The 11,951-nt window shown below is 47.5% G+C and carries 13 protein-coding genes; 4 read left to right on the top strand and 9 right to left on the bottom strand.

Going from position 1 to position 11,951, the window contains the following annotated elements:
- Window positions 1-4: 4 nt before the first annotated feature.
- The 3 genes from flhC to AC3ISQ_RS08885 form a co-directional block, all read right to left on the bottom strand.
- Window positions 5-589 (bottom strand): flagellar transcriptional regulator FlhC, encoded by a 585-nt coding sequence (flhC, locus tag AC3ISQ_RS08895; RefSeq protein WP_489352423.1) that lies wholly within the window; start codon window positions 587-589, stop codon window positions 5-7.
- Window positions 589-939 (bottom strand): flagellar transcriptional regulator FlhD, encoded by a 351-nt coding sequence (gene flhD, locus AC3ISQ_RS08890; RefSeq protein ID WP_489352421.1) that lies wholly within the window; start codon window positions 937-939, stop codon window positions 589-591. Before flhD ends, flhC begins: the two co-directional genes overlap by 1 nt.
- 1,021 nt (window positions 940-1,960) lie before the next feature.
- Entirely contained in the window at window positions 1,961-2,626 is a 666-nt protein-coding gene (locus AC3ISQ_RS08885) for a LuxR C-terminal-related transcriptional regulator (protein WP_489352419.1), read from the bottom strand.
- Between the two features lie 280 nt (window positions 2,627-2,906).
- Between AC3ISQ_RS08885 and AC3ISQ_RS08880 the strand changes: the two genes are divergently transcribed.
- The 4 genes from AC3ISQ_RS08880 to AC3ISQ_RS08865 all read left to right on the top strand — a co-directional run bounded on the left by AC3ISQ_RS08880 (window position 2,907) and on the right by AC3ISQ_RS08865 (window position 7,946).
- Window positions 2,907-3,443, top strand: coding sequence for a fimbrial protein (locus tag AC3ISQ_RS08880; RefSeq protein WP_489352417.1), 537 nt, complete (start codon window positions 2,907-2,909; stop codon window positions 3,441-3,443).
- A gap of 143 nt (window positions 3,444-3,586) precedes the next feature.
- Window positions 3,587-4,261: a fimbrial biogenesis chaperone gene (locus tag AC3ISQ_RS08875; protein WP_489352415.1), complete on the top strand. Its 675-nt coding sequence runs from the start codon at window positions 3,587-3,589 to the stop codon at window positions 4,259-4,261.
- Window positions 4,262-4,358: 97 nt separating this feature from the next.
- Window positions 4,359-6,881: a fimbria/pilus outer membrane usher protein gene (locus tag AC3ISQ_RS08870; protein WP_489352413.1), complete on the top strand. Its 2,523-nt coding sequence runs from the start codon at window positions 4,359-4,361 to the stop codon at window positions 6,879-6,881.
- Window positions 6,882-6,926: 45 nt separating this feature from the next.
- On the top strand, window positions 6,927-7,946 hold the full coding sequence (locus AC3ISQ_RS08865; protein ID WP_489352411.1) for a fimbrial protein: 1,020 nt from the start codon (window positions 6,927-6,929) through the stop codon (window positions 7,944-7,946).
- A 109-nt stretch (window positions 7,947-8,055) separates the two neighbouring features.
- On the opposite strand, the gene AC3ISQ_RS08860 is transcribed toward AC3ISQ_RS08865, so the two are convergent.
- From AC3ISQ_RS08860 to AC3ISQ_RS08835, 6 genes are all read right to left on the bottom strand, one after another.
- The gene (locus AC3ISQ_RS08860) at window positions 8,056-9,000 is read right to left on the bottom strand and encodes a fimbrial protein (RefSeq protein WP_489352409.1); all 945 of its coding nucleotides are present in this window, start codon (window positions 8,998-9,000) and stop codon (window positions 8,056-8,058) included.
- Between the two features lie 105 nt (window positions 9,001-9,105).
- Window positions 9,106-9,612: a fimbrial protein gene (locus AC3ISQ_RS08855; protein ID WP_489352407.1), complete on the bottom strand. Its 507-nt coding sequence runs from the start codon at window positions 9,610-9,612 to the stop codon at window positions 9,106-9,108.
- 10 nt (window positions 9,613-9,622) lie between these two features.
- A complete protein-coding gene (locus tag AC3ISQ_RS08850) occupies window positions 9,623-10,168 on the bottom strand; it encodes a fimbrial protein (protein WP_489352406.1) in 546 nt (181 codons plus the stop codon).
- A 64-nt stretch (window positions 10,169-10,232) separates the two neighbouring features.
- A complete protein-coding gene (locus AC3ISQ_RS08845; RefSeq protein ID WP_489352404.1) occupies window positions 10,233-10,745 on the bottom strand; it encodes a fimbrial protein in 513 nt (170 codons plus the stop codon).
- A 69-nt stretch (window positions 10,746-10,814) separates the two neighbouring features.
- Window positions 10,815-11,348 (bottom strand): fimbrial protein, encoded by a 534-nt coding sequence (locus AC3ISQ_RS08840; protein WP_489352402.1) that lies wholly within the window; start codon window positions 11,346-11,348, stop codon window positions 10,815-10,817.
- Between the two features lie 41 nt (window positions 11,349-11,389).
- On the bottom strand, window positions 11,390-11,923 hold the full coding sequence (locus tag AC3ISQ_RS08835; RefSeq protein WP_489352400.1) for a fimbrial protein: 534 nt from the start codon (window positions 11,921-11,923) through the stop codon (window positions 11,390-11,392).
- Between the last annotated feature and the right edge of the window lie 28 nt (window positions 11,924-11,951).

Genomic DNA, 11,951 nt, shown 5'->3' with positions numbered 1-11,951 from the left:
AGGCTCAGACCGCGCGTTTAACCTGCTCGTCCAGCAGTTGTGGAATAATATCGGCCAGTTGCGGCGAAAGTTTACGTCTTTTTACTGCGCGGGATGGAGGCTGGCATAAACTGCAAACAAAACCGTGCACAGGCTGGTGTGCATGGGTAATAAACGTACCACCACAACAGTTGCAGGCAGAGAGCTGCAACATGTCGCTATCAACAAAACGAACTAAGGTCCAAGCACGAGTCAAGGCCAGTAACGGAGCTTCACCCGGTTGATGCGGACACTGCTCCAGGTACAGACGATAAGCTTTGATCACCGCCTCAACACCCGTGCACTGCCCTGATTTCAATAGGAATTGATAGGCGTTATAAAACATCGACGAATGGATGTTTTGCTCCCATGTCATAAACCAGTCAGTAGAGAATGGCAGCATTCCCTTTGGCGGCGGGCTGCCGCGCAACTCCTTATAGAGCTTGATCAAACGCCCACGACTGAGCTGCGTTTCGCTTTCCAACATCTGCAAGCGCGCACCCAAGGTAATCAGCTCCATAGCGAGCTGAATATCCTTGGCTTCCTGAACAATACTTTTCTCTACCATCATCAGGCTCTTTTCTTCATCGCACTATGGTCTTTCGCCGCTAGCCCTTGCAGTAAATGACTGGAGAGCAAAATACCCGTGTGAATTTGCTGGAGATCGTCCACGCGCGATTCTTTGGTCAGACGCTCAATGGTGTTGTGATCGTCAAAACGGAAGTGGCAAACCAGTTGATTGGTTTCCGCCAACTTGACCATTTGCGGTAACGTGAGTTGATAGAGTGTATCAGCCATGGTTTCGTCAATTCCCAAACGGAACATTGCCGAAGCTTTCTCATCATTAATCAGACGCTGTGCTAAAAGTAAATATGACAGGTTGATGTCATAAATATGCTTAAGTAATTCAGACGTACCCATATTCCCCATCCCGACAGACTATGTTTAAAAACATACGCTGGGTGATAATTTTTATCGCCCGTGACCTGGGTTTATTCCCGAAGCTGGCAAATGAATTCTTAAATGACAGCTACCGTAAACTTTGTGTTAACGCGAAACTAAAATGGTCATTTAGTATTTGATACGTGTATAAATTAATATGTACGGATGCACAGTATTCTTGCTTCTTAAGTGTTTAAACACCATGAAAGTATTCTTACAAATTTAATAAGATTATTCCTAAAACAACGCAACTCTACCCCCGAACCATTAGCACACACAATGTAATGAAGAGGCAATTTTAAATACAATGTGATGGGAATCACAAAAATAAAAAATATTTAAGCCAAATATTCATGGTTATGCACATTTTTCGAACAAAACACTGCATATAAAACAGTCTTAAGTAAAAAAGCATCTTAAAAACAAGGTATATGAGGCAAAAAATTATCGTTTTTAGATCAATTCGAACAAAAGCATAACCAAACCAAAATTACAGAATAAAAACCTAATTACTAAGCCAAATATCAGCATTTTAATCCAACAAAAAAACCATAATGTATGTATAACAATAAGTAACCCACCGGGATTATAAGCCATGAATAAACCTCTATAAGCCTAAAAATTACAGAACTTTCCTGGAAAATTATCCCCAATAACTCATTTTTTGTTAAAGACAAGCTGTCTACATCGTGAACAAGTCAACAGGGGTAACGATATGTTTCAGGGAGGGTTGGGAGAAGACGTACTTTTATTGGTGTTTTTTAGGCGATACTGGCCAAAATGGTTTATCGGCAGGATTAATTAAAGCTTTAGTGTTTTTTCCTTATATTTTTATCATTATTTCCCCAGAGATCTTATTTATATTTCTAGCATTCTCTTATCGGTTACTCTCGGATTCTAATCTGTTCGTCGCGGGGTGACATGTTGCCGCAGGCAGAATCAAAAACTCTGCCTAGGGATTCTGTCAGTCTTATCAAACGTCAACCCATCAGGCGATCACTTAAGTGCATTGGTTAAATGTGGAGAGTAACGAGAACAGCTCGAAATTATTTTTAGTATCGAGTTTCTTCATGGCGCTGATTTTTTGCCCACTGACGGTCTTAACGCTGCGGTTGGTTTTTTGAGAAATCTCCGTCACCGTATCCCCGGTGAAGAGCCGAAGAACCACTTCGCATTCTTTCTTACTCAAGCACGACCTTAGTTTCTGGTGTAGCGGGCTAATTTCATCCTCAATCAACAGTGCAGAGATAACCTCATCAAGGTAAAACTCCTGTGAAAATAGCCTATTCGCTTTTCCATACAGAGCCCCGGTTCTGACATCCTCTATCCTGATAAAGCCTTGGACACCAAATCTCAATAGACAACGAACGTTAAACACATCGTCTTGATGCAGGATCTTGATCACTTTTATCTTATTATCTATTTTCTTTATCGCATTGATAATATTAATGTCATCAACATTACTTTCAAAATCAAAACCTAAAATAACAATGTCGTATTTTTGGGAACTCAATGTGGCAAACATCGCCTGTTGTGAGTTAACTGTTGTCACTGATCCTATAGAACTTATTATTTTATGAATCTGAGTTAATGTTATTACCTCGTTGTCTGCAACGATGATATCAATTAATGGCTTTTCGCCCCCCATCGTTAAATAATTACCCACGCGCGCCCCCAATAGACAGTCTAACTTAACATTATACGAGCAAACTACCATATAACCATTGGATACACTAGAGTTAGAACTGATATAGATAAAAACCAATAAACTCACTTAATATAAGAGTTATCCTATTAGTAAATAGGTGCTTTGGTCATATTTTTAAAGACTGAGTGTATTATTATTTCAATCAGCAACCAGGGAGATTGGTTGCAATCAAACATTTTTATAAACCTTTATAAAATTCACCCTTCGTAATGATAATTACCAGGGTCGGGAAATTATTATGAACAAAAAAATCATCGCTTTAGCTCTGTTCGCAGGTTCTATTTCTACCGTACAAGCCGCTGACGGTACGATTAATTTTACGGGTAACGTACTGGACACTGCTTGTACTGTTGATACTAACTCCGCATCACAAACTGTCGCTTTGGGCAACGTCAACAAATCCGCGTTTAGCGCCGCTGGCTCAGCCACTGGTGCTACCCGCTTCACTATTACATTTGCTGGCTGTCCAATCTCTTCTACCACCGCGACGGTGAAATTTGACGGCACAGCAAATAGCGTAAACAGCAACTTGCTGGCGTTGAATACCGATGCCACCGCAACAGGTTTAGGTGTCGCATTGTATGAAGCTGACGGTAACACCCTGATCCCTCTGACCTCTGCGGCACAAGATATTACGCTGGTAACCAGCGGTGCGGGTGATACTGCGACTAACGGTGCCACCGTAACCTACGTAGCCAAATACATGTCCACCGCTGCAACGGTCGGTGCGGGTACCGCGAACGCAACAACCAACTTTACCATTAGCTACAACTAATCATTATTAAATAAGCGGTGGGTCTTCGCCCACCGCTTATTTAACAGCATAAGAAACGGACCTTTCAGCCCATATTGGGAATAACAGTGATGTTATTCATTGTCATTAACATATTAAAAATCATCTGAAAGGAGAGTTTCCTGATGCATTCATTGGTTAAAATTGGTCTTGCAAGCAGTTTGCTTTGCATTTTAGGCTCTGCCCAAGCAGGCGTTATTATTGGTGGTACTCGTGTCGTCTATGATGCCAGTAAAAAAGAAGCCGCCCTATCAGTTAAAAACCCGGAAAAAGATCCTCCTTATTTAATCCAGTCTTGGGTAGAACCTAATGCTGATACTAAGAAAGCACCGTTCGTTATTACACCGCCGTTATTCCGACTCGATAGTGGGCAAGAGAACGTACTGCGTATTATGTCTACCAGCAATGACTTACCTAAAGATCGCGAATCGGTTTTCTGGCTGGATATAAAATCTATCCCGGCCAGCAAAAAAACCGATGAGAACCAACTGCTAATTTCGGTCAAAACCCGGATCAAATTGTTTTATCGCCCAGCAAGGTTGGCAGGTAATGCGTCGGATGCCTATAAGCAGCTCACATTTACCCGTAGCGGTAACCAATTATTGGTGGATAACCCAACACCTTATTATGTCTCTTTCTACAACGTGAAATTGGGTAATGTGGAAGTTAAAGATCCAGATATGGTCGCGCCGCATGGCCGTTTATCCTGGACAATCCCTGCTACCGCCCCTTCCTCAGTCAGTTGGCAAACTATTAACGATCACGGTGGTATTTCCGCAGCAGTCAACCAGAAGCTCTGATTCATCGATAAATATTCGAAAACAAAAAAATATTACCTAGTAGCTAACTTGGGCGGGATGGACTCGCCCTTCACCTGATGGGTGAAGAGGATTTATTATGGAAAAACATTCACAAGCCAGCGTTCGTTTTACAGGGTGCTTTCGTTTTAGCGCCCTGACTCTTGCTCTAGGGTTTATCAGCCCGGGGCTGTACGCAGAGGACTACTTTAACCCTGCCGCGCTGGAAATCCAGGATACGACGCAACAGCCGGTTGACCTGTCACGTTTTGTTGAGGTGGGTGGGCAGATACCCGGGGTTTATCGCGTTGATATTTATCTGAACGGTAACCGGGTTGATACGCGTAACCTGACCTTTGTGCTGCTCAATAATAAATTGCACCCTGAGTTTACTGCCCAACAACTGGTTGATATGGGCATCAAGCAGCAGGCATTTACTGCCTTGGCTCAACTCCCTCCCGATGGCACCGTGACGGATATCGGTAAATACATTCCCGATGCCAGCAGCGATTTTAATTTCAGCCAGCAACGGCTGGATATTAGCATTCCACAAGCGGCGTTGAATGCCGAAGCGCGCGGCTACGTGGATCCGGCCTTATGGGATCAAGGCTTGCCAGCCGCGTTGTTGAATTACACCTTTAGCGGCTCTAGTACCCAACGCGATGGACAGCCCGGCACGGAAAACGACTATTATCTAAACCTGCGTAGCGGAGTGAATCTGGGTGCTTGGCGTCTGAGAAACTATTCAACTTACACCGATAGTACTCATGGTGGGCAACACTGGAATACCATCAACACTTACGTGCAGCGCGATGTACAAGCTCTGAAAGGGCAATTAACCTTAGGGGAAAGCAGCACGCTAGGTGATGTCTTCGACAGCGTTCAATTTAGTGGATTGCAGCTAGCCTCCGACGACACCATGCTGCCAGACAGCCTGAAAGGCTTTGCACCAGTAGTGCGCGGTATTGCTCAGTCTAATGCTCAGGTCACCATCCGGCAAAGTGGTTATGTTATTTACCAAACTTATGTGCCTCCGGGTGCATTTGCTATCAGCGATCTGTATCCCACCTCATCCAGCGGTGATTTGGATGTCACCGTGCGCGAAGCGGATGGCAGCGAACGGCATTTTGTTCAGCCCTTCTCGGCGGTGCCGATTATGCAACGTGAAGGTCGCCTCAAATATGCCATGACCGCCGGAAAATACCGCTCCACCCTCAGCGAGGGTCGAAAACCGGGTTTTGGCCAAACCACACTGATTTATGGCCTACCTCATGACACCACTGTTTATGGAGGTGTACTGGGTGCCGATAACTACTGGGCGGCGACCCTAGGTTTAGGGCATGGTTTTGGCGAATGGGGTTCACTCTCCGGCGACGTCACACAAGCCAATACCACGCTGCGCGATGACACTCGCGGTCAGGGGCAGTCGTATCGTATTCAATATGCTAAAGACATTGCCGCCACCGATACCACCTTCACGCTGGCGGGGTATCGCTACTCCACTCAGGGCTATTACACCTTTCAGGAAGCCAACGAAATGGGGTTAAGCAGTGAGGATAACTGGGGGCTGAACTATAACAAACGCACCAAGGCTCAGTTGAACCTCAGCCAATCGTTAAAAAAATACGGTAGCATTTATATTTCTGCCTACCAGCAGAACTACTGGGGATTAAGCGGTTATGAACGCACTGTCAGTACCGGTTATAACCTGAGCCTAAACGGTATCAGCTATGGTCTAAGCTACGCCTATACCCAAGCGCCGGGCAACAATGCTAATGACCAACAATTTGCCTTCAACCTGCAAATCCCCTTAAGCAAATGGCTGCCAAACAGTTGGGCCAGTTACAGTATTAACAGCGATAAACGCGGCAATACCGCCCAGCAGGCAGGGATTAGCGGCACGGCGCTGGCGGATAATAACCTCAGCTATAACGTTCAACAGAGCTACAACAACCATGGCGGTGGCAATAGCGGCAGCGCCAGCGCCAACTACAAAGGCACCTACGGTGAAGCCAGCGCGGGTTACAACTACGGCGACGGCTCACGTCAAGTGAACTACGGCCTGCAAGGCGGTATTGTCGCTCACCCTTATGGCGTCACACTTTCCCAACAGTTGGGTGAAACCGTGGTACTGGTGCGCGCCCCCGGTGCCAGTAACCTCAAGGTGGAAAACAACACTGGTGTCTATACCGACTGGCGTGGCTATGCAGTGGTGCCTTACGCCAGCACTTACCGTAAAAACCGCATTGCGTTGGATACCCAATCGATGGGTGATGACGTAGACATTGAGACCAACACTCAAACCGTGATCCCTACCAAAGGGGCGATGGTATTGGCTAGCTTTACCACCCGTGTCGGCAGCCGGGTATTGTTCACCTTGCATTATCAGGGTAAACCGCTGCCGTTCGGTGCCACGGTGTCACTGGTACAGGCTGACAGCCAAGCTACGCCGAATGCCGGCATTGTGGGTGACAGCGGTCAGGTTTACCTCAGCGGTATTCCACCGCAGGGGCAATTATTCGCGCAATGGGGCGAGAACGTCGATCAGCAATGCAAGGTGAGTTTCAAATTGCCTGAGCAGGCCAATGGTGTGATGTACGGCATTGAGGCTACGTGCCGGTAATGCGTATTTATTCCCGAACATATGTAGAGAACAGGACTCAACATCATGAAAATAATAAATGTAAAATACTTGTCTGTGTTTTTATTTGCCTTGTGCAGTTTACAGATTAAACAAGCGTTGGCTTGCGGTGAAACCATCACATTTAGTCCCGGCGCTATCACCATTACCGGGGGTGTTGACAGTATTAATGCCGGGACAGCATTATCAAGTTGGTCATCATCTACGGCTAAATCTTGGGTATGCGGCACTTCAATTTTTGGTCTTTTTGGCAACCTTCAATACGGTAAAATTATCGGAACCGGCACCGCTTCAGGAATTACTTATACTGCCGATGGTCTGACTTATCCGGTATTTCCAACTGGAGTTACTGGCATCGGTTATGCTATTGGTGTCATAGATGGCTCAGCAGCAAGCTATGTTCCTTTGACTACATCTCTGACACAGACTTACCCTGCCTCAGGGACAGCAACAGATACAAAGGCCGATTTAGGAGCCAATGCGAGAATTATCTTCGTTGCCACCAGTAAACTCACTGCTGGCACCTACACCAATGCATCTAAAACAGTGGGTACCTATGGGGGGTATACCAGTGCCAACGCTCTTTATACCTCCAACTCAATCGTGCTGCCCGCCGTCACCTTTAACGTCAACGTCACCAGTTGCACAGTCAATAACGCCACTATCCCTGTCACGCTAGGGGACGTTCAGAAAAGTGATTTTACCGGTATTGGTAGCGCTTCTGCCGCGACTGCCTACGCCATTTCACTCAATTGCAGCACCGGTACCCCCGTGAAACTACAGTTGGATGGCACCGCAGACAGCAGTAATACCGCGGGTGTATTGGCATTGACCTCCGCGGGTACCTCCGGCGTGGCATCAGGCCTTGGCGTGCAACTAATGTACAACAACAGCCCCGTTACCTTAGGTTCCATTCTCAGTATCGGTACCAGCCCCAGCGCTGGTGCTTATTCCATACCGCTAACCGCCCGTTATTACCAAACCGGTAGCACAGTCACCGCTGGCACGGCCAACAGTACCGCGACTTTTACCTTGACGTATAAATAAGAACCGGGTTGTGATTGGAAAATGAAGCTTAAATGAGCCCCCTCATCTTAAGCTTCATTGTTATATTCACCGTTTAAATCTGGAACAGGGGTATTTATCCCCTTCCGTTTTACTGATAGTTGACGGTCAACGTTGCTAGAGCGCTGATTGTACCGCTGGTCGGTTCGGCGGGGCTGCCCGTCTTGGTTAATATCGATTTTACATTGATGGTACTGTTGTTCGGGGTTAACCAATAACTGTTGGTGCTATTGGGTACCAAGCTGATGCCACTATCGGTTGTCACCAATATACCCAGCCCTTTCGCCGTTCCTGTATTTCTCAGCAAGCTACCGTTGGCGCTGTCGGCAGTGCCAGTGATAGCAAGGTTGTAGCTCACTCCAGATTGGCAATTCAAACCGACAGCACTCGTGCGTACCGCATTATTCAAGGTTGACGGGTTGATCTGTCCAAAGTTCACCGTAACCGCGCTCGGGTTGCTACACGTCGGCATAGAGGGCGCGATCTTAATAGTGGGATTTAATAACAGGTTGATCGCCACCAATCGGTTTGCTCCCCAGTGCCATGATGCGATCTTACCGCTGTTAAGCGTGCCACCGTAGACTGGCCCGGTCTTGATCAACTCCAAAAACAGTTCATATTGCAGCGGAATATGCGCCTCTTTGCTGACAACGGAGTGTGTACCGCTATTATCAAGGTAAGGCGCGCTATTCCAATAATAAAGCCCCCCTATCGCTTGGATACGATAACCAATACCGGGAACATTGGTCGGGAAGATGTTCCCGTTCAACATCGCCGTACTGGCACCGATATTATTTTGAAAATAAGTCGTCCCGATGCAATCTGTGGCGGCGGCATTATGGATGACATAGGCCTTATCGCTTTTAGCATACACCTTACCGATGGGATCGTTCTTAGAAGTAATAATCGTCTTGCCATTCATTGCTGGCGTGAAAGTAAACTTAGCCGTACCGGGACCTTGCTGTGAAGCTGGATACTGTGGTTTGCCAATCCAGTGACAAGCCGCGTAACTATTGCCGGCAACGAAAAAATTCATTCCACAAACTAACAAGGAAGATAGAAGTAAGTGCTGAGTCGATGGCTTGCACAAAGTCATAGAGGGATAGTGAAACATAATTTGCATCTCGGTGATTACTGGGTATTACGGATAGCCGATGGTGATGGTCGCGGTGGCCGCAATCGGCCCGTCGGTCGGCGTAGTTGCCGTTTTGACTACTGTGGCCTTCAGAGCAGATTGCTTAGCTGAAAACGATCGGTTGACCCCCAACTCCTGTCCCGCCTCATTGCTTACCATAATCGCGAGGCCAGTGGCTCCATTGGTGGCGGTGTTCCTCAACGCCCGCGTGTTAGTCTGGTCGGCGGTCCCACTTAAACTGTAGGTGAGCGTGATGTCATCCACACATTTCATGGTTATCGGGATAGGTTTCGTCGGACCCTGTGTACCAGAAAATGAATCCTGATTCAGTGCACCAAAATTCACCGCCACGGTTTGGTTATTGAGCTGGCAAGTATAGTTGACATAGCTACCAGTGAAGGTCATCGCAACATTGTTGCCAGCCTGAGCCGACAGACACGCCCATGCAGTTAATATGGCAATACTGCGCGTGGCTAACACAGGCCACGGATAATAAATAGCAAGCAGACTCATATGTAATAACTCACTGATATTCAAGGTTGACTGTCAGATTCATTTCGATCAGGCCAGAAACCATCTCCTGGGCTACCCCCCACTTAACCAACCCAAACAACGTGCTGTTGATGTGCGAGTTCTTACGCTTTAACTGTACGTAATAGGTCATGGGCGTCGTGCCAGGCGTTAACCACGATGACCAACTATTAGGCGTCATATCTTTATTGGTGGTGTTGTCGCGCCAAAGCAGAACGAATGCCGATGAAGGTGAATTTACTGAGGTATTTTTGAAGAAATTCGGGGACGCAGGGTCCGCTGTTCCGTTGACCGCATAGCGAACAGCCACACCACCACCACAAGAGATCAACATATAGTTAGCCGACTTAGGTCCATCCTGCATGTTACCGTTTAAGGTCAAACCCGATGTATTGTTGAAAGCTCCCAGATCAATGGTGCGTTGCGAACTGCCCAGTGTACAAGTAGCGCGTTTGTACGAACCAGTGAAATTAACGGTGACAGCCGCACTACCGGCAGCATGGGCTGATGTGCTGACAAAAACCGACACAAGAGCCATAGCGCAGGTCAATAAACGCCCCGGCCTTGTCATAGAGAAGATGAATAATGGTTTCGGCATCATTTCACATAAACTCAATAATAAAAGTGGTGTAGGCGCTGACTGAGCCCGAGGTTGCCTGACCCGTCGCATAATATTGGGCGTAGTAGGTCCATGAAATGGCATAGGAAAGATCGGCATCCTGCGTGGTTTGCCCACCATCAGCTAAATTAACCACTGTTCGGTCTGCGTTCAGAATCTGTATTTGCACGTTGGTAGCCGCCTGTGTGCCTGTGGTGGTGATCAGGTTACCCGTTGTCGTATCCACACCCGTTGTAGCGTCGAAATTTGCATAGACTACAATGCCCCCCGTATCATCACAGGTCATTGATATTTGGAACGGTGTGACACCCGCCACGGCACCAGCAGTGCTTAGCACATTGGTGTCAACTGTGGGTAATGGCACCGTGAGCGCTGCGTTCGTCAGCGAACAAGTCACAAGAGCGCTTTCCCCACCGATATGAAAATCCCCCGCAGCAACAGCAGGCAAAGATGCTAATAGTGCGCTAAGTATGAAAAAGACGAATATTGAGTTCATGGGTACTACTCCATAAATGGCCTGTGTTAGCGTGTTTTCTCAGGGGAAGCGATTCCCCATAGGCGTCAGTCAGGGAACCGCAATGATGATGATGGAGCCAGCAATGGAAATCGTCCCTCGAGTAACGGAAGCGGCCGTTTGCTTCAGCGCGGCATTCAGGTTAAACGTGCCGTTCGCCGGTACCGTAACGGTTTCACCAGTGGCATCGTTCGGTGTGAAGGTAAAGTTGGTATCCTCATCATAGAGGATGACGCCAAGCCCGGTTGCCGTCCCTTGGTTAGTGAGTGCCTGCGCGTCATTACTGTCAGCGACACCGATGACGGTGACCTTCATATAGCTGGTTGCAGGGCAACGTACCGTCACCGGAATAACCACCGCTCTGGAGGTCAGTATGGAACCAATCCCATTAAAGTCATTAGGTCGCCAACCGGTAATATTCAGCGTACCGCCAGTAGCATCCACATCGTAAGCACAGCCAGCGACCAGATTGCCACTGAATGACAAACCCGTGCCTGTGGTGGCAGCCCAAGTTGTTCCTGAGCACCCCGCCAAGACAACGATAGAAACCAGAATTCGAATAAGTGGTTTAAATAATTTAGGCACGAAAAAGACCCTATTATGTAGCCGCACAATAGCGGGAAATATCAGGAGAAGTTCAGCGTAAGCGTCGCTGTCGCGCTGATCGTGCCAGCACTCATTGTCGTCATAGTCTGTTTCAAGTGGGCGGTCCACGCCGTCGTGATGGTGTTGCCAGACAGCGTTGTCGCAATTTGCTGCGTGTCATTCGGCTGTAGAACAGTTCCCCCCGTACTCAATTGGATGCCAACCCCCGTGGCAGTGCCGGTGTTCTGGATCAAGGTGCTGTCATTGCTGTCCGCAGTACCGCTCAGGGTATAGTAAGGACTACCAGCCCCCTGACAGTTGACGACGGTAGTGAACTCCTTGGCCGTGCCGTCCGGTACCGTACCGACACCAGTAAACAACAGTGCGTTAACGTCGCCGAATTCAATCGTTTTGCTCGTATCAGCAAAGGCACAACTCCCAACAATTGACCCGGTAAAATTCAACGAGGTGGTTGCGGTGCCGCCTGCATGAGCGGTATTACCCCATCCCAATACCGCAACCAGCAGCGCGGTAAATCGGAAAATCAGCGATGACAATTTGGCGAGGCCAACCATAATAATTTCCTTTTATTAATTAAATAGT

This window comes from Serratia sp. KH_031 (assembly GCF_057839655.1).
This window is presented reverse-complemented; position numbering and strand designations above follow the sequence as displayed.